Below are 17,625 nucleotides of genomic sequence, written 5' to 3'. Positions count from 1 at the left end.
TTTAACGTGCTATCAGCAGCCAGCCCGATAATTTAGGCTGACCGTTTTTGAGGTCGATAACATAATAATAGGTGCCCTGGGGCAATTGCGTTCCCTTACTGGTGCCGTCCCAGGGTTTTGCATAACCGATGCTGCTGTAAACCTGTTGCCCGCCGCGGGTATAAACTGTTGTCAGGCTTTCCGGGTAAGTTACCAGGGCCTCGATGTTCCACAAATCATTAACACCGTCCCCGTTTGGAGTAAACGTGTTTGGTACGATCACTTTCTTATAAACACGCACGAACACCGAACTTGCTGCCTCGCCGCAGTTACCTGAAACTACATTGAGGGTATAGGTAATATCGTGGTTTGGGGTGGCAATGGGTGTTAACGCGTATGGGTTGTCCAGGAAATCGGAGGGCGACCAGTAGAAGCCGGTAATATTATCGCCGGATATGGAACCGGTGAGCTTTACCGATTGGCCTTCAAATATCTCCTTATTTTTGCCCGCATCGGCGGTTGGGTTATTGCTGACGGTTACTGTTACCGTTTTGGTATCGTCGTAGCAGCCGTCGTTACTCACTTTCACAGTGTAGGTAGTGGTTTGTGACGGCGACGCCAGTGGCGAAGCAATATTATCATGGTCGAGACCCGTCGATGGCGTCCATTGATAATATAATCCTCCCGTCGCTGTCAGTGTAGTGGACGTGCCAGCACAAATGGTTATATCGCCGCTTACAGACGCCACTATTTTCGGCTGGACCCTGACAACTGTTTGCACGGGAGCGGAAACGCATCCTGTTGACGAAGTCGCTGTCACGGTGTATATTCCTGCGCTTGCTTCACTGACGGGGCTGATGATAAGGGGGTTTTGGGTACGGGCAGATAAGCCTGGCCCCGTCCAGGTATAACTTGCTCCGCCTGATGCCGTTATGGTTAATGCATCGCCGATACATACTGTTTGCAGCGGCGCGACCGATGCCACCGGTAAAGGATTGACGTGAACCGTGAGTGGCGACGAGCTAACAAAACATGAGGGTGCGTTGATATTTTGCCCTTCGCCGACAGACAAACGGTATTGATAGGTACCTGCCGTCGCGTTCGGTATAGCAACATTGTACGTTGCGTTGGTTTCGCCTGCAATATTCGTCCATCCGGTGTTGTTTTTATTGAATTGCCACTGCAAAAGCGGATTGGTATAACCCGGGCCTACACTTGATGTTAAAGTATAACTGGCATCACTTCCCTCGCAAACATCCTGGTCGCCGTTTGCTGCCAGGCTGCCAAAGCCCGTTTGTACGATAGGGCCGCAGGCCCTAAAGGCGATATCGTCGAGCAACAAGTCATTTCCCATCCCTCCAGGCGCATTATTGGTCATGGTGACGATGACATCAGTTACATTGGCCGGGGTTACGAAATAGGTGCCGTATTTAGTCCAGTCGGGGTTGGCTGTAGGCATTATCGTGCCGGTATTATAGGTGGCTAACACCGTGCCGTCGTTGGCCTGTACGGTAAATGTAATATCGGGATGGGTGTAGTTGGAACCGGCTGAGACCAAAGTGCCAATGTTCATGATATATGCCGAAAACTCATAGGTTGTGCTGGGACACAAGCCGTTGGCTTTTTGAGTGAAAAATATGCTGGGAGCATAACTGGCATTTATCAGCATCATATATCCATTCTTGTCGCCTGTGTGGTCATGCGGCACATTGTGCCAGTCGGAATGGCAACCGCTTGAGGCGCTCAACAGGGTATACTGCCCATCTTCGGCACAAACATTACTGGTATAGGTAAAAGTAGTAACGCCAGGCGCTAAGGGCGGCCCCACGATACTGGTGCCCGACCCAAAAGTTTGATTAATTACCGGGTCGCCCAAACTTCCGGTACAGGTTTGAGCGCGGGTATCAATTGTGACAGTTAAAAGCAATATTGCCAATAACAGGTTTAAAATGCGTTGTTTCATTTATAAATTGGCCGGCAAAGGGCTAAATTAAGGCTTTGCCTACAGTTATTGGCCCGCATTTGTAAATTCTTTGTGATGGGGTGAATTTTAGTAGATTGCAACTCATTTGCCATGATAAATTAGTATCATAATTGTACAAAATACACGAGCTTGTTATACATGGCGAAGATATACCCAACCCTGATCTGCGTGCTTCTTTCTTTTCCCTGCTTTGCACAGGGCAGCCACACCGATTCTTTAAAGCGTGACACAACAAGGCATTTATCGGGTGTTACTGTAAGGGGCTATCTGACAGAGCAGCCGGTGCTGGGCGTGCCCGCATCGGTAAGTGTTATTAGCGCCGCGCAGCTAAAGCTGCAGCCGGGAAATTCGCTTGTACCTGCCTTGAATACTGTCCCCGGGGTACGGATGGAGGAACGCTCGCCGGGGAGTTATCGTTTATCCATCCGGGGGAGCCTACTGCGCTCACCTTTCGGGGTTCGGGATGTGAAGATATATTACGATGAGCTGCCGCTGACCGATGCAGGCGGCAATACTTACCTGAATGCCATTGACCCAAACAGCGTACAGGGTATCGAAGTTTTGAAGGGACCCGATGGAAGCCTGTTCGGCGCCAACTCGGGCGGTGTTGTGTTGCTGAACCCGGTAAACCGGTACAACGACAGCAGCTACCTGGCGGCAGGACTGGGAGGCGGATCGTATGGCCTGGTACGGCAAAATGCCTCGCTGCAAAACCATTCGGCCAATAATCAGCTCAACATCAGCGAAGCTTATCAAACAGCGGCAGGTTACCGGCAAAACAGCAATATGGACCGTACCTACCTGCAGGTATTTGATAAGGTAAGCTTTTCGCAAAAGGATCAGCTAAAGTTGATAGGGCTATATTCGGCGCTCAATTATGAAACCCCCGGCGGCCTTACCCTTAGCCAGTTCCAGGCCGATCCGCAGCTGGCCCGGCTTGCTACCAAAACCATACCTGGCTCCATTCAGCAACATGCTGGTATAAAGCAAAAAATGCTTTTTGGCGGCGCGGTAAATGAGTGGCACCTGTCGGAAAGGATAAGAAACGTAACCTCGGTTTTTGGTACTTATGTCGATTTCGCTAATCCTTTTATCACAACATACAATCAACGCTACGAAGGCACTTACGGCCTGCGAAGTTATTTTGAATGGAGCGGTAAACCGGATACCGCGATTAATTGGAAAGTTAACCTTGGCGTGGAATGGCAGCAGACCAATTCGGACATTAATAGCTATGGCAACCGGGGCGGTGTGCGTGATACGGCCCAGGCGTTAGATAAAATTCATACCAACCAGCATTTTATTTTTGCCAGGTATCTTGCTGATTTTAGCAGGAAACTTCACCTTGAAGCGGCCCTCAGTTTGAATTTTTATGGCTACGAATTCAGAAACGTCTTCCCGAATAATGAGGCATCGTTTACCAATCGCACTTTTACGCCTCAATTGATGCCGCGTATAGCGTTATCGTACCAAGTGACCAATAACTTTATCTGGCGCGCTTCAGTAAGCAGGGGGTATTCCACCCCAACGACAACGGAAATACGCCCGACCGACCAGGTGGTCAACAACTCGTTAAAAGCTGAGGACGGGTGGAACTACGAGACGGGTTTCCGGCTAAGGAACGACGACGAAAGTATGTATTTGGATGCTTCTGTTTTCTATTATGACCTGCATAATGCCATTGTGCCGCAGCAGAACGCCGATGGCACGGCCTATTATGTCAACGCGGGTGATACGCATCAGCCAGGGTTCGAGGTGTATTTTAGCGATTGGCTGATACGCCGCAACAGCAGTAATTTTATCCGCGGACTGCAATTCAATATTTCGGTTACACTGGATAAATTCACCTTTGCTAACTATAACGAGAATGGCGTAAACTACTCTGGCAATAAATTGACCGGCGTGCCGGAGCAGGTAGTGGTAAGCAGTTTGCAGGCCCGGCTGCCTGCCGGTCTCTACCTGTTCGCGCAATATAATTATACTTCAAAATTGCCTTTGAATGATGCTAACAGCGCTTTTGCTGGCGCTTATCATTTAGTGCAGCTCAAAGGAGGGTGGGAAACCCGCTTAGGGAAAACGCGCGTCGATTTTTATGCCGGTGCCGATAATTTGCTGAACCAGAAATACAGCCTGGGGAACGACCTGAATGCCGTGGGAAACCGGTATTACAACGCCGCCGCGCCGCGCAATTATTATGCGGGGATGAACGTGATGTTTTAGAATAATATGATCGTGTAAAAGACGCCTGTCCTGGTTACGTTCATAAAAATATTTATCCTTGTTTGATTTGCATGTGCAGGGATGGCTTCGTTCCTCGCCATGACGATTTGTTATTGGTTTTTGGTTGAGCAATAAAGACGCCCGCAGATGTCCTGGCGCCTTTATTGCTGCTAGCTATTGATTAGCTGTTTCTGTAACGTTGCTGCCGCGGCCTTTGTTATCAAAAGCTCTGAATTTTATGCCCTGGCCGCCATTTGTCACAGCATCTTTATAAACCGGGCTTTTGGCATCAGGATCCTTGCCGTTTGTAGTGTAACGAATAGTTAGCCCTGGGAACTGCACATTAGCTAAATATTTGCCGTCCTGCAATACAACGCCCGGTTTCGGGATACGGAAATTAAAACCGCCGTCCAAATAATTCAGCCTTGGCATTTCGCGCTTACCCATAATGTTCAGGAAATTTACCCATGCAATTTGATAAAGCGAATCACTTTTCGCTTCATTTTTTTCCTCCGCCCAATCCGGGTCGCTGGCCCAGGCGCGTTCGGCGAAAGCCAGTAACCGTGGCAGCAGCATATATTCCAGCCGCTCGTTACTTTTGATGGTTTCACCCCACAGGGCGGATTGTAAGCCGATGATATTGGTTTTGCCATAATCCGTCAGCCGCTGTTTGCCGACAAATATCTTCCGGTCGATAGGCAAACCGTTCCGGTCGACCTTTGAATTTTTAAAGTAATCGTACGGGATAAAAGAGAATTGTTTATCGATGTCGCTGAAAGCGCCCCAATAATAGCCAGGCTCGTCGAACGATTTGTAATGCGCCATATCCAGGTAGAAATTAGTAACCGGGGAAAGTACTACTTTGTAGCCGCCATTAGCCAGCTTATACGCCAGGTCCTCGCTGCCATCGCCCAAAGTATTGTTCCATACTTCGGCCTGCCAATGTTGGTACGCAAAATCGGGGTTTGGCAGATAAACCGGGTTGCCGTCCAGTTTGGTGCGGCGCAGGGGCATTTCCTCCCAGCCGGCTATTTTCAGTCCTTTTGCCTTTAGTATCTCATTTACCCTGCCGTAGTAGTAGTGCCACAGGTCGTTGGTATTTTGTATTTCGGGATGGGCGGTTTTGAAAGCATCCACCGCGGGCGATCTTTCCCAAACACCGCGCGGCACCTCGTCCCCGCCAAAATGGATGGTGGTAAGCGGAACACCCGCCTCCTTGTATATGGCCTGTATGCCGTCCACTACCGTTTCAATAAAATTGTAGGTAGACGGTAGGGCCACGTTGATCACATTGTCGGTCCAGGCCTGCGCCGAGCTGTAAACAGATTTGTCATCCGGGTCGCTAAGCAGGTAACGCCCGGCCTCCTCTTTTTTGCCCTCGGCCATTAAACGGTTGTACCGGAACAGCATAGCCTTTACCGCAGCGCGGGCATGCCCGGGCGTTTCTATCTCGGGCAGCACGGTGATGTGCCTTGCCTGTGCGTATTTTAATATTTCGATATAATCGGCCTTAGTGTAATAGCCGCTCCCGCGAATGTTGCTTTCATCGCCGCCAGAGCCATGTGACGCCGGCAGCGAATTTTTGCTATCGACAGAATGACTGCGTTTTGCGCCGAAAGACGTTAGTTCGGGCAGGGCAGGTATTTCCAGGCGCCAGCCTTCGTCTTCTGTAAGGTGAAAATGGAATGTATTAAGCTTATATAGCGCCATTACATCCAATATGCGCAATACTTCTTCTTTGGGATGAAAATTGCGGCCCACATCCAGCATAAAGGCGCGGTAAGCGAAACGGGGCTCATCTTTGATCTCCACACAAGGGATTTGTATTTGTTTTTGGGGATGGGCATAAGCAGATGGTGGTACGAGCGTCAATAACGACTGGATACCGTAAAAGGCGCCGGCAGAGCCTGATGCCATAATGACAATAGTTTTTGGCGTCACAATTAGATTATACGCTTCCGGGCCAATATTCGGATTAAGCGCAAACGCAATAAAAGGTTTGGAATTTGTCTTGTCGCCACTGCTGACAACTGTTTTTATCCCAAATGTTTTATCCAATTCATTTTTTAGATAATCAGCTTCTTTATTAAATTCTGTTAAGGTGCTTATGACCGTATTGCTAAGTGCAAAATAGCCTCCCGTCTCCTTATAACTCACCGGAGTCGGGAACACTTTGGTCAGTTGTTCTTCCGGTACATCCGTGATATTCTTATTCTGATCATAAATGATGGCCGGGGTTACCAAACCCGCATAGCTGGGTTTGAACGGTTTTACGGTGAATTCGCCAAGGTTATGGCCTTTGGTTGGTTCGTTGTCCCAAACAAGGTAAAAGCCTTCCGGCCCATCCACAGTATTCACCACCACGTCGTCGTCCACAAATTCTATGCGTACCGACTTGCCTGGCTTCAATTCGCCAAAACTTGCTGTCGGTGTAAGGCTGAAAAGGTCGCCGTTGATGAAATCGATTTTAGCATTGCCCGTAGGGGTTTCCTGCACAACCATGCGCGCCGAGTTAAAATACAATTTCCATCCCGAGGCTGGCAGCGTACTTTTTCCGTTATTGGTAATAGTGATCGCATTCAGTGACTGCCCCGGTTTCGGCGCGTCATTTTTTATCACTTCCCAGGTTACACTCAGGTCGCGTGGATCAAAATTTTGCATAGCAAACGAATTTATACCGGCACAGGTGAGCAGTATAAGTAAAAAATGGCGCATAGATTTAATTATTAGGTTTATCGGAGATAAATATATACTTTTTTAAAAATTTTAAAAAGTATTTTTTATGAGAAAATGGATGTTAAACCGAGGCACTCCAGGTGGGCGCGTAAGAGCCTTTGCCCGCATGTTTCGAGAGCCTCAACATGACACCCTTTGGCTTTATAAAGAAAACTTAATCCACCCGTCACCTTCATACCCAAAAATGAATTGTTTGGGATTGATGATCTCGGCGAGTATTTCTATCGAATCAACAATACGCGGACCGGGGCGGTTGAAGTATTGGTTGCCGTCGGCAATGTAAAGGCGGTTGTTTTTTACGGCTTTCAGATCCGCAAAGCCGGGCTGACCAAGCAGAAGATGCATTTCCTTCATGGTCCGTTCGATGGAAAAACCGCAGGGCATTACCAGGATGATATCAGGATCCTGTTGCTGAATATCCGCCCATTGCACAAAAGGCGAATGTTTACCAGCTTCTGCCAATATCGGCCCGCCCCCGGCAATAGACACCAGTTCCGGCACCCAGTTTCCTGAAATCATTAAGGGTTCCAGCCACTCGATACAGGCTACGGTGGGCTTATTATCGATGAACTTAAGCTTATGACGGATAATGTCAACGCGTTCCTGCAAATCTTCGACGAGTTTTTCACCTCTTCCGGCAACGCCTGATGCCGATGCAATATTGAGAATGTCATTAAAAATGTCGTCCAGGCTGTTTGGCTGCAGGGAGATGATGCGCGACTGCTTATCTAAGTAACCCTTCAATGCATTTTCCACATCTTCCAGCGATACAGCACAAACCTCGCACTGTGCCTGGGTAATCACCATGTCCGGCGCTAATTCCTTTATTTTTTCCCGGTTGACCGTGTAGATGGACAGCGCATCAGATAGCAATTCCTTTACTTTTTTGTCAATGCCGATGCTGCTGAGGCCATCTGGTATATTAGCCTCCGAACAAACGGGCAGCCGCTTTACCGAAGCCGGGAAATCACACTCGTGCGACCTGCCCACTAAATTATCTTCAAGCCCTAAGGCACAAACAATTTCGGTGGCGGCGGGGAGCAGGGATATGATGCGATGGTACATTTTTAATATGCAGATGTTTGAATGTGCAAATGTGCGTTTTTTTATGTGCAGATTTCAAATGTGCGGATGTGCAAATTCATTTCATTATGAGTTACGCGTGTGCAATTGCTCGAATCATTTGCACATCTGTAATTTGCACATCCGCACATTAACGTTATTTTCGTCTCCGATGATCATCCTCACCTTTTTCATTGGCATTATAGCCAATTTTATAGGGTACGTGCCCCCGGGCAATATCAACCTTACCGTTGTCCAGTTAGCCATTAACAGGGGTATGAGGGAGGCTATGAAATTTATTATCGCCTTTTCCTGCGTCGAATTCTTTTTTACCTGGTTTATCATGAATGGCGTGCACTGGCTGGCGCAGCAGGTGCACCTGGATACGGTGGTGGATTGGGTGATGATCGTGCTGTTCGTTACTATGGGCATAATAGCGTGGCGGCACCGGAAGGTGCGCCCCCAAACCAAAAAGCGGTCGAAGCAGCACAGTATCAGGTTCGGCATCATTATGGGTATTGTAAACCCGGTACAAATACCTTTTTGGATAATAACTGGCAGTTATCTTATCACTAATGGATGGATAGCTACAGGGTTGCTTGCGTTAATTATTTTTAGCATTGGCTCGGCAGGGGGGGCGTTCCTTTGCCTTTTTATTTACGCGCGCTCGGCCAGGTACGTTCAGCGGAAATTGGACCTGAGTAATAAAGCCATCAATACCGGTGTGGCATTGTTGCTGTTCGGTTTCGCCGCTTATACTATTGCAAAGCAGGTTTACCTGGTGTTTTTTAAACATTAAGTTTCAACCAGGCAGAAACGTCTTCTTTATCTTTTCCTAATTGTTGCGTTAATTGCTCAAGCGATTCGAACTTGATATCGCTGCGTACATAGTGCAGCAATTCCATTTTGATGGGCTGAGTATAAATATCACGGTTAAAATCAAAAATATTAACCTCGATATTCCGTGTCATCCCATTGATAGTAGGCCTGTGGCCGATGTAACCCATGCCCGTATGTTCGGTGCTGTTAAGGTAAACTTTGACGGCGTATATGCCATCGGAAGGTATCAGCTTGTAATTTTCCTCCACTAAAATATTGGCCGTTGGGTAGCCAATGGTTCGGCCTATCTGGTCGCCGCGGTTAACTTTGCCGGTGATGAAAAACGGGTAACCTAAAAACTCATTTGCAAGATTAATGTTGCCCTCTAATAAAGCGTTCCTGATGCGGGTGGAGCTGATAGCGACATCATGTATATCTTGTTCTGGTATTTCTACAACATCATAATCATATACGGGACCCAACTGCTGCAACTCGGCCAGGCCACCCTGGCGGTCCTTGCCGAAACGGTGGTCGTAGCCGATGACGATCTTTTTGGTGCCGATCTTTTCAACCAGCACATGGTGGATATATTCTTCAGGTGTTTGATTGGAGAAGTCGCGGGAAAAGGGGGTGATGATCAAATGGTCGACGCCTAATTGTTCCAGCAGTTCCGCTTTCTCAGGTATGGTATTGATGAGCTTTAAATCCTGATCCTCTGGATGGATGATCATCCGCGGATGCGGGAAGAAAGTGAGGATCACCGTTTCGCCGCCTGTATCGGCAGCAAGTTCTTTCAGCCGCGATATGATCTTTCGGTGACCAAGATGAACGCCGTCAAAAGTGCCGATGGTAACAACGGCATTTTTTACCGGTTCGAATTCATTTATATCATGGTAGATTTTCATCTTTTGATTACACCAGTTTTTTTGAATGATTACACGGATCCATTACCTGATCGCACTGATTTTACAGAGTTTAATGCCCTTATGGCATTCACTAATTCCATTACTTCCCAGGCGTCTTCTATTTTGAAATTACCGCTTCGTGTGCGGCGCAGCCGCGAAAGATAGGCGGCATTACCAAGCGCTATGCCAAAATCATTTGCCAGCGACCGTATATACGTGCCTTTGCTGCATACAACCCTGAAATCAACTTCGGGCAATTCTATCCTGGTTATTTCGAATGCACTGATGGTGATATTTCTTGCCCGTAACTCTACTTCCTCGCCCCGGCGGGCCTTTTCGTAAAGGCGTTCACCGTCAATTTTTACAGCCGAATGAGCAGGCGGGAATTGCTGAATATCCCCAATGAACTGTTTGCAAGTGTCTCTTACCTGTCCTTCGGTGAGGTGACTGGTTGCAAATTTTTGTTCGGGTTCGCTTTCCAGGTCGTATGTTGGGGTATCAGCACCCAAAACGATAGTGCCGGTATATTCTTTTTCTTCGGCCTGGAAGGTGTCGATCTGTTTGGTCATTTTACCGGTACAGATGATAAGCAGTCCTGTGGCAAGCGGGTCGAGTGTGCCTGCATGGCCCACTTTTAGCTTTAACGGTTTAAAAGCATTACGTATTTTGCCAACTACATCAAAGCTTGTCCATTTATAAGGCTTGTTTACCAGTAATAACTGCCCCTCGGCAAATTCATTTATATCAGCGAATGTTCTCTTCAATTCCGGGTATTTTGCGCAAAGGTATATAAATGATTACACCGATTAGGTTGTGATTACACCGATTGTTTTTTGATTACACCGGTTAGCGTAAAGCGCTTCCGGTAAAATAAATAACGATGATAACGACACCGGCTATTATACGATATACACCAAATAATTTAAACCCACGTTTTTCCAGGAAAGTGATGAAGCTTTTAATAGCTATCATGGCAACGATAAATGCCACAACGCTGCCAATGATGAGGAACTTAATGTCCTGGTGAAAGTTGGGTGTATCAAAAAGGCCTTTCTTCTTGAAATCCCACAGATCCTTTACCGTGGCGCCAAACATGGTAGGCACGGCCAGGAAGAAGGAAAATTCAGCTGCAGCGGTACGGCTCAGCTTTTGCGACATGCCGCCTACGATAGAAGCTGCAGAACGCGATACGCCCGGGACCATTGCCAGGCACTGGAAAACGCCAATTTTAAAGGCGGTCATGTGACTGATGTTCTTTTCGTCTTTAACAACGGGCCGGTTAAACCAGTCATCAACAAAAAGCAGGATAACACCACCCACAACCAAAGCTATGGCTACTACCAAAGGGCTTTCCAATAAAACATCAATGTACTTTTTTAGCAGCAAGCCTGCTATTACAGCCGGTATTACCGCAATAACAAGTTTAATATAGAAATCGACCGAGCGCACGAAGCGTTTAAAGTAAAGCACGACAACGGCCAGTATTGCGCCAAGCTGTATCACTACCTCGAAAAGCTTTACAAACTCGTCGGTGCCAATGCCCATTAATGCGCTTGCAACAACCATGTGGCCCGTGGACGATACGGGCAAAAATTCTGTTATCCCTTCAATAATAGCCAGGATAATAACTTGGAAGAGGTTCATCTGTGATGAGTTGATTAAGTTTGATCAGGTTGGAGTAAGTTGACCGGGTTAATTTGATTAACACAATTAACAATTCACTCAATCAGCTTTTTGTTGATGGCTTTTTTAGTATGGCAAAGAAACCAATGGCGAAGCCTCCTAATACTACAACAGGGGCAATAACAATTTTTGTTGTGCTATAGATGTCGGTTGTGCCTGACATGAGGACGAATCCAAGTATAACTACGGCTATAGCGATTATAAGCATGCGATAGTTGCTTTTGTCGAACACAAAGGCCATTGGAGTGGTATTGGTTTCCCTGTTCTGCGGCCTTGCCGGCGCGGTTGTTTTTATGGGCGTTGTTGGTTTTGTTTGTGCCATTTTTTTTAATTATTGAATTATTGACGGACTGAATTACCGATTAACGGTACAAATTGTAAATTTTTAACCGTAAATATTTATTGACAGCCAGGTAGGTGCTGAAGGCTGAAATAAAAATACCCAAACCTATTACGAGCACAAATACGATACCGAACTCGGTGTAATCCTGCAACACCACCAGGTCGGGGATCTCTTTTTGCCCGACATATAGGGTTATCATCAAAATCATGATCGCTATTAAAGCGCCCAAAATGCCGTGCCAAATGCCATAAAGTATAAACGGCTTGCGTATAAACCCTTTTGTGGCCCCTACCAACTGCATCGACTTGATAAGAAAACGCTGCGAATAAATAGCCAGCCTGATGGTATTGTTGATAAGCGCTACCGACAATATCACAAATATTACTGCAAAGCCCAGGATGAACAAACTGATGGAAGTAAGGTTCTGGTTCATCTGGTCGACCAGGGATTGCTGGTATTTTACCTCCTTTACCATCGGGTTTTTAAGCAGGCCGGTCTTGAATTTTTCAATATCGGTATTGTTGGCATAGTCTGCCTTTAGATATACATCCAGCGACTGCGACAAGGGGTTATAGCCCAGGAACTTCACAAAATCTTCGCCCAGGTCCTTTTCCAGGTTACGCGCCGCCAATTCCTTGCTTACATACTGTGTGGTTTTAACCATCGGGTTAGCTTCCAGTTGTTTTTGGAGCTGAAGCACGTCGCTTTCGTGCGCACCCTCGTCTACATAAACATTGAGAACGATATTTTCCTTTACGTAACGCGAGAGTTTGTTAGCATGGACGAGTATTAAACCCAGCAGGCCAACCATCAGCAAAACCATGGCAATACCGAATACGGTAGATATGTAAATGCTTTTTGTTTTTTTTGATGACTCGCTTGCTTCAAATTCTTCCATGTGCCTTTCAGATATGGGATTTGAGATTAACGATTCGAGACTTCAAATCATCATCAATACAATATCCCTGATTTCTGCGAAAATAGTAAACGTTCGATAAAGGTAAAACTTTATCTGCTATTATTATTCTCACCGCTAAGGCTTCACGCCGATTTTAACAAAAATTAACATCCCCGTTTTTACGTAAATTAACCTGCTGATTTTGTATTAAAACTGTAATAGTTGCAGATGGATCTACCCGTAAACAAAAGGCATCAAGGTTCTGTTGTTATTGTAAAAAGATAACATGACAACGCCTGCAAATTCAAAAAATAAGCCATCGCCTTCGGATACACCTACACACCGCCCGAATGATAACGGCGGAAAAAGTGTAGTAGGATACGACAAGGACTACACTGCCCATAAGCTGCAGAAACTGGATATCGCCGAAAAGCACGAGAGAGAAGAACAGCCGGTAGAACCTATAAAAAATCCGCCTAAAGAGAAGGGGATGGACAAAGGCCAGGTACAGCCCTGAGGCATAACTTACTGCGTTTTTGGGAAATTAAAACCTAAGGCTTAACAATGCCCGCCGAATTGAATTGCAGATCGTACAGTTTGCGGTAATAACCGTGTTCTATCTTCAAAAGCTCCTGGTGGGTACCGATCTCTTTGATCTCGCCGTGGTCAAGCACGATGATCTTGTCGGCATTTTGTATGGTCGACAAGCGATGGGCGATAACGATGGCTGTGCGGCCCTCCATCAATCTGTAAATAGCGTTCTGGATCAATATCTCAGTTTCAGTATCGACGGAAGAAGTCGCTTCGTCCAAAACCAATATGGAGGGATCGTACACCAATGCCCTGATAAAAGAGATGAGCTGCGCCTGGCCCGACGACAAGGTGGAGCCCCGCTCCATAACATTGTAATCGTATCCGCCGGGAAGCCTTTCAATAAATTCATGCGCGCCAACGTCTTTTGCCGCCGCCACTATCTGCTCACGGCTTATACCAGGGTTGTTCAGGCTGATATTATTGGCGATGGTATCGCTGAACAGGAAAACGTCCTGAATAACGGTTGCAATACGCGAGCGTAAAAAACCTACTTCGTAGTTCTGTATGTTTACGCCATCTACCTTTACTTCGCCTTTGCCAATCTCGTAAAAGCGATTCAGGATATTGATGGTTGACGATTTGCCGGCCCCCGTAGCGCCCACCAGCGCCAGCGTTTCGCCGGGTTTTACATGGAAACTGATATTCTTCAACACCCAATTCTCCTCGTTATAGGCAAACCACACATTTTCGAAGGATATTTCACCGCGCAGGGTAGTTGGTCTTAACGTGCCTGTATTCACGGCTGCCTCATCAGTGTCCAGCACGCGGAAAATACGGTCGGCGCCAACCATCCCCATTTGCAGGGTATTGAATTTATCAGCCAGTTGCCGTATCGGCCTGAATAGTAAGTTGAGTAAAACGATGAATGCCAGTATCACTCCCGGCGTTACCGGGTGGCCGCTGGCCGAAATGCTTGCCATCTGCCCGTCGGATAGTATCCTTTTGCAGCCATACCATACCAACAAGGCGAGGCATACCGCAAATAGTATCTCTACCACCGGGAAAAATATAGAGTAATACCAGTTGGAACGGATATTGGCATCGCGGTACTTTACGTTCACATCTTTAAATTTCCGCATTTCCTGGTCCTCGCGGGCAAAATACTGGATGATGCTGATGCCCGTAATATGTTCGGCGAGGAAGGCATTGAGCTGCGCCACCTGCGTGCGCACCTCCTGGAAGGCTGATTTGATGGCCTCCTTAAATACATACGTCGATAGCATCAGGAAGGGCATGGGGATCAGGGTGATCAATGCCAGTTTCCAATCCTTAACCAGCATGGCAGCAATAATGCCGATAACCAGCAGCAGGTCGCCGACGATGGAGATCAATCCTTCCGAAAAGATATCCGCTATGGTTTCCAGGTCGGATACTGTGCGCGTAATGAGGATGCCGATAGGTGTGCGGTCGAAATATTTTAGCCGGAGGCTGATGACGTGATTGAAGACAGCTATACGCAGATCGCGGATGACTGATTGCCCCAGCGAGTTGGTAAGGTAAGTTTGATTATACTGTACGATAGTTTGTATGGCCAGCTGCGCTATCATCAATCCAACCATCAATAATAACCCATTGTAATCGTTGCCGAGGATGTATTTGTCCAGCGTAAGCTGCATCAGGATGGGCTGCACCAAAGCGTTCCCGGCGAGGAAGACGGTTAGGACGGCAGCAATGATGAATGTAGACCGGTACGGCCGCACGTAGTGCATTACCCTGCCAAGCAGTTTCCAATCAAGCGCCTTCCCGGTTACTTCAGACATTTTTAATTATTGATTTACTGAATTATTGATTTGACAATCGTAATTCATAACTCTTAAATCGTACTTCCCAACAAATACGGATATTTCACTTCCGTTAAATACAACCCGCAGGCCGGTACCGATGTTCCGGCGTTGCTGCGGTTTTTGCTTTCTATAATTTCCCTGATATTTTCAGGCGGCATTTCTTTTCGTCCAATTTCCATTAGGGTACCGACGATGGCCCTCACCATATTCCGCAGGAAACGGTCGGCAGAGATATGAAACACCATCCCGCTTTCATTTTCCACCCATTCGGCCCGAACTATTTTACAGTTATTGGTAAATGTTTGGGTGTTCGATTTGCTGAAACAACTGAAATCAGTGTATTCCATCATCGTCTTCGCCGCGGCATTCATCAGCGCAATATCCGGTTTATCGCGCAATTCCCACGAGCGGTTGAGCCTGAACGGATCCTTTTCGAAATGAATATGATACTCGTATGACCGCTGCGTGGCGTCGAAGCGCGCGTGCGCCCCGGCATGAATAGGGAACAAGCGTTTAATGCCAATATCGTCGGGTAAAACAGAGTTTAAACTGCGGACGGCCTTCTCCAATGCCGGGTGCCCATTGTCCAATTCCTCTGCATCAAAATGCGCGAAAAACTGTGTAGCATGCACTCCGGTGTCTGTCCGCCCGCAACCTATGGTCTCCGTAGGCTGGCGCAGTACGGTGGCCAGGGCCTTATCAAGCACCTCCTGCACTGTGATTGCATTAGGCTGAACCTGCCAGCCGTGATAGCCGGTGCCATTGTAAGCCAGTTCAATAAAATACCGTTGTTTTTCAGACACGGGGCAAAGGTAACAGATTTAAGAATTACGTTTTGGGTATCATGTTTTTAGCCTGAACAATTTTATCTTTGCGTGTTAGTTGGCTGCAGGTGTAACATCATCAGCAATACAGCTATCCAATAATAAAACGATAAATACCCATGCTCCAACGTATACAAAGCATTTACTTGTTATTCGCCAGTTTGGTGATCTTCGCGCTTTTCCTGTTCCCGCTGGCACATAATGTTTATATCAACGGTGTGCCATCAACTATTAAAGTGACGGGTATATTCCAGGATGTGAACGGGCAGCAGGCGCATATACAAACTTTTGTTGCCCTGATAGCGGCAACTGCGGCAGTGGGTATTTTACCGCTTGTGCTGGTATTCCTTTACAAAAACCGTAAGCAACAAATGATGTTGTGCTATGTGTATATTTTCGTTATTATCGGCTTCAGTTTCTGGATGGCCCAAACGGTAAAAGCGGCTACCGACGGGTTTGTAATGAATACGAATAATTTCGGTATCGGCGCGCTTTTAAGTTCGATAAGCATAGTACTGGTGCTGCTTGCTGCGAAGGCCATACAAAAGGACGAGAAACTGGTGCGATCGGCAGACCGGTTGCGGTAGGCCATGATGAAAGGATTGGAAAGATGAAAGATAGTATGAAAGTCTGGTTATTTTGCCTGTCGTCGGTGCTCTTTATCGGGTGCGACCAGGTAACCAAGCACCTGGCCAAACAACACCTGATGTTTCGCGAACCTATTACTTATCTCCATAAAACCATTATACTGGAATATGTCGAGAATACCGGGGCCGCCCTTAGCCTGGGCGATAACCTGTCCAAACCTGTCAGCTTTTGGCTGCTAAGCATCGGGCCGCTGGTTTGCCTGCTGGCGTTGTTCATTTATGTGATGAGGAAGATACACGAGTTCAACCGGCTGAAACTTTTTTCGTTTTCGCTGATCCTTGCAGGCGGGCTTGGCAATATAATAGATCGCCTGGCGCACGATCGCCATGTAACCGACTTTATGAACGTGGGTATCAATAACTTTCGTACCGGTATTTTTAATGTGGCAGATATGTGTGTGACGGCGGGTGTGATAGGATTGCTGATAGCGGCTTATACAGAGAAAAAACCTGAACCTGCATCTGAAACGGAGTCGCCTGTCCAGGCAGAATCATAAGTTACGTAATGGCCTTTGCCTGGCTCCCCTTATATTGATCAGCTCAATTTGTTTGGCTTTTGGCTTTACCCGATAAGTTAAAATCGTTAACTTATTTATGGGGCCACGATAAACATTTTTGTGCTTTAAAGTTTTCTGTAGTATCTCAGGATGTTGTGCAAGTACTTCAAAAAATCTGTCTGTTTCCGCAATGAAGTTTACAATTTCCCGGTCAGTCCAATTTTCCTGTAAATAATTTATGATCCGGTCATAACCCTCTGAAGCCTTTTTCGTCCAGATTATTTGGAACGCCATCTTTGATATTTGATCATTACTTCTTCGTGTGATAGAACATCACCGCGGTCGGCCTGCGCCAGGCCTTCTTCAATTTCTGCTTTTTCCTCTGTATCAATCTCGTCCCACCAATCCGCCTGTTGCTGTTGTCTTAAAGCAATAAACTGTTTGATTATTGATGGATCGCTCACGTTTGTGAGCCATCTGATCAGATTTAATTTTTCAGCCTGGATATCCATAATTAAATATAAATCAAAAATAACGAATTGCCGTTAATGAAAAGAACCATTGATTTAATATCTGATTGTCATTTTCTCCATTTGATGCGCCAGTATTTGAATTACCATAAATTAACCGTACCTTTGCGCCCGATTTGG

At 46.7% G+C, this 17,625-nt stretch carries 17 protein-coding genes; 5 read left to right on the top strand and 12 right to left on the bottom strand.

Features of this window, described 5'->3' with window-relative positions; translation table 11 throughout:
• Position 1: 1 nt before the first annotated feature.
• The gene (locus VL525_RS19595) at positions 2–1,942 is read right to left on the bottom strand and encodes a gliding motility-associated C-terminal domain-containing protein (protein ID WP_325388822.1); all 1,941 of its coding nucleotides are present in this window, start codon (positions 1,940–1,942) and stop codon (positions 2–4) included.
• A gap of 159 nt (positions 1,943–2,101) precedes the next feature.
• On the opposite strand from VL525_RS19595, the gene VL525_RS19590 reads away from it, so the two are divergent.
• A complete protein-coding gene (locus VL525_RS19590) occupies positions 2,102–4,183 on the top strand; it encodes a TonB-dependent receptor (RefSeq protein WP_325388820.1) in 2,082 nt (693 codons plus the stop codon).
• 174 nt (positions 4,184–4,357) lie between these two features.
• Here the strand turns inward: VL525_RS19590 and VL525_RS19585 are convergent, their stop codons facing one another.
• Positions 4,358–6,898: a family 20 glycosylhydrolase gene (locus VL525_RS19585; protein ID WP_325388818.1), complete on the bottom strand. Its 2,541-nt coding sequence runs from the start codon at positions 6,896–6,898 to the stop codon at positions 4,358–4,360.
• 162 nt (positions 6,899–7,060) lie between these two features.
• Positions 7,061–7,984: a cobalamin-binding protein gene (locus VL525_RS19580; protein WP_325388816.1), complete on the bottom strand. Its 924-nt coding sequence runs from the start codon at positions 7,982–7,984 to the stop codon at positions 7,061–7,063.
• Between the two features lie 169 nt (positions 7,985–8,153).
• On the opposite strand from VL525_RS19580, the gene VL525_RS19575 reads away from it, so the two are divergent.
• Positions 8,154–8,780: a LysE family translocator gene (locus tag VL525_RS19575; RefSeq protein WP_325388814.1), complete on the top strand. Its 627-nt coding sequence runs from the start codon at positions 8,154–8,156 to the stop codon at positions 8,778–8,780.
• On the opposite strand, the gene VL525_RS19570 is transcribed toward VL525_RS19575, so the two are convergent.
• The 5 genes from VL525_RS19570 to VL525_RS19550 all read right to left on the bottom strand — a co-directional run bounded on the left by VL525_RS19570 (position 8,770) and on the right by VL525_RS19550 (position 12,629).
• The gene (locus VL525_RS19570) at positions 8,770–9,705 is read right to left on the bottom strand and encodes a bifunctional riboflavin kinase/FAD synthetase (protein ID WP_325388812.1); all 936 of its coding nucleotides are present in this window, start codon (positions 9,703–9,705) and stop codon (positions 8,770–8,772) included. The genes VL525_RS19575 and VL525_RS19570 overlap by 11 nt on opposite strands.
• A 29-nt stretch (positions 9,706–9,734) precedes the next feature.
• The gene (gene truB, locus VL525_RS19565) at positions 9,735–10,469 is read right to left on the bottom strand and encodes a tRNA pseudouridine(55) synthase TruB (RefSeq protein ID WP_325388810.1); all 735 of its coding nucleotides are present in this window, start codon (positions 10,467–10,469) and stop codon (positions 9,735–9,737) included.
• A gap of 82 nt (positions 10,470–10,551) precedes the next feature.
• Entirely contained in the window at positions 10,552–11,349 is a 798-nt protein-coding gene (locus tag VL525_RS19560) for an undecaprenyl-diphosphate phosphatase (protein ID WP_325388808.1), read from the bottom strand.
• An 82-nt stretch (positions 11,350–11,431) separates the two neighbouring features.
• Complete coding sequence (locus tag VL525_RS19555) at positions 11,432–11,629, bottom strand: DUF3098 domain-containing protein (RefSeq protein ID WP_414684803.1); 198 nt, start codon at positions 11,627–11,629, stop codon at positions 11,432–11,434.
• A gap of 121 nt (positions 11,630–11,750) precedes the next feature.
• A complete protein-coding gene (locus tag VL525_RS19550; protein ID WP_325388804.1) occupies positions 11,751–12,629 on the bottom strand; it encodes a cell division protein FtsX in 879 nt (292 codons plus the stop codon).
• A gap of 286 nt (positions 12,630–12,915) precedes the next feature.
• Between VL525_RS19550 and VL525_RS19545 the strand changes: the two genes are divergently transcribed.
• Positions 12,916–13,146, top strand: a complete 231-nt coding sequence (locus VL525_RS19545; protein WP_325388802.1) for a hypothetical protein — start codon at positions 12,916–12,918, stop codon at positions 13,144–13,146.
• Between the two features lie 34 nt (positions 13,147–13,180).
• On the opposite strand, the gene VL525_RS19540 is transcribed toward VL525_RS19545, so the two are convergent.
• Together VL525_RS19540 and truA are read right to left on the bottom strand one after the other, a co-directional pair.
• Complete coding sequence (locus VL525_RS19540) at positions 13,181–14,983, bottom strand: ABC transporter ATP-binding protein (protein ID WP_325388799.1); 1,803 nt, start codon at positions 14,981–14,983, stop codon at positions 13,181–13,183.
• Positions 14,984–15,036: 53 nt separating this feature from the next.
• Positions 15,037–15,810: a tRNA pseudouridine(38-40) synthase TruA gene (gene truA / locus VL525_RS19535; protein WP_325388797.1), complete on the bottom strand. Its 774-nt coding sequence runs from the start codon at positions 15,808–15,810 to the stop codon at positions 15,037–15,039.
• Positions 15,811–15,950: 140 nt separating this feature from the next.
• Here truA and VL525_RS19530 point away from each other — a divergent pair, with 140 nt between their 5' ends.
• Positions 15,951–16,418 carry a DUF4293 domain-containing protein gene (locus VL525_RS19530; protein WP_325388795.1) on the top strand — a complete coding sequence of 156 codons (468 nt, stop codon included), beginning with the start codon at positions 15,951–15,953 and terminating at the stop codon, positions 16,416–16,418.
• 35 nt (positions 16,419–16,453) lie between these two features.
• Positions 16,454–16,975 carry a signal peptidase II gene (gene lspA, locus VL525_RS19525; RefSeq protein WP_325388793.1) on the top strand — a complete coding sequence of 174 codons (522 nt, stop codon included), beginning with the start codon at positions 16,454–16,456 and terminating at the stop codon, positions 16,973–16,975.
• Here lspA and VL525_RS22855 read toward each other — a convergent pair.
• Together VL525_RS22855 and VL525_RS19520 are read right to left on the bottom strand one after the other, a co-directional pair.
• Positions 16,970–17,269 (bottom strand): type II toxin-antitoxin system RelE/ParE family toxin, encoded by a 300-nt coding sequence (locus VL525_RS22855; RefSeq protein ID WP_414684799.1) that lies wholly within the window; start codon positions 17,267–17,269, stop codon positions 16,970–16,972. The genes lspA and VL525_RS22855 overlap by 6 nt on opposite strands.
• Positions 17,254–17,487, bottom strand: coding sequence for a hypothetical protein (locus VL525_RS19520; RefSeq protein WP_325388791.1), 234 nt, complete (start codon positions 17,485–17,487; stop codon positions 17,254–17,256). Before VL525_RS19520 ends, VL525_RS22855 begins: the two co-directional genes overlap by 16 nt.
• Between the last annotated feature and the right edge of the window lie 138 nt (positions 17,488–17,625).

Source organism: Mucilaginibacter sp. (assembly GCF_035492695.1).
In the GTDB taxonomy this organism is placed as follows: Bacteria; Bacteroidota; Bacteroidia; order Sphingobacteriales; family Sphingobacteriaceae; genus Mucilaginibacter.
This window is presented reverse-complemented; position numbering and strand designations above follow the sequence as displayed.

Excerpts from the sequence above, each read along its gene's own strand:
- VL525_RS19520 (WP_325388791.1), bottom strand. The coding sequence starts at position 17,487 with ATGGATATCCAGGCTGAAAAATTAAATCTGATCAGATGGCTCACAAAC.
- VL525_RS19560 (WP_325388808.1), bottom strand. The coding sequence starts at position 11,349 with ATGAACCTCTTCCAAGTTATTATCCTGGCTATTATTGAAGGGATAACA.
- VL525_RS19530 (WP_325388795.1), top strand. The coding sequence starts at position 15,951 with ATGCTCCAACGTATACAAAGCATTTACTTGTTATTCGCCAGTTTGGTG.
- VL525_RS19580 (WP_325388816.1), bottom strand. The coding sequence starts at position 7,984 with ATGTACCATCGCATCATATCCCTGCTCCCCGCCGCCACCGAAATTGTT.
- lspA (WP_325388793.1), top strand. The coding sequence starts at position 16,454 with ATGAAAGTCTGGTTATTTTGCCTGTCGTCGGTGCTCTTTATCGGGTGC.
- VL525_RS19540 (WP_325388799.1), bottom strand. The coding sequence starts at position 14,983 with ATGTCTGAAGTAACCGGGAAGGCGCTTGATTGGAAACTGCTTGGCAGG.
- VL525_RS22855 (WP_414684799.1), bottom strand. The coding sequence starts at position 17,269 with ATGGCGTTCCAAATAATCTGGACGAAAAAGGCTTCAGAGGGTTATGAC.
- VL525_RS19585 (WP_325388818.1), bottom strand. The coding sequence starts at position 6,898 with ATGCGCCATTTTTTACTTATACTGCTCACCTGTGCCGGTATAAATTCG.
- VL525_RS19550 (WP_325388804.1), bottom strand. The coding sequence starts at position 12,629 with ATGGAAGAATTTGAAGCAAGCGAGTCATCAAAAAAAACAAAAAGCATT.
- VL525_RS19595 (WP_325388822.1), bottom strand. The coding sequence starts at position 1,942 with ATGAAACAACGCATTTTAAACCTGTTATTGGCAATATTGCTTTTAACT.
- VL525_RS19590 (WP_325388820.1), top strand. The coding sequence starts at position 2,102 with ATGGCGAAGATATACCCAACCCTGATCTGCGTGCTTCTTTCTTTTCCC.
- VL525_RS19575 (WP_325388814.1), top strand. The coding sequence starts at position 8,154 with ATGATCATCCTCACCTTTTTCATTGGCATTATAGCCAATTTTATAGGG.
- VL525_RS19545 (WP_325388802.1), top strand. The coding sequence starts at position 12,916 with ATGACAACGCCTGCAAATTCAAAAAATAAGCCATCGCCTTCGGATACA.
- VL525_RS19570 (WP_325388812.1), bottom strand. The coding sequence starts at position 9,705 with ATGAAAATCTACCATGATATAAATGAATTCGAACCGGTAAAAAATGCC.
- VL525_RS19555 (WP_414684803.1), bottom strand. The coding sequence starts at position 11,629 with ATGGCCTTTGTGTTCGACAAAAGCAACTATCGCATGCTTATAATCGCT.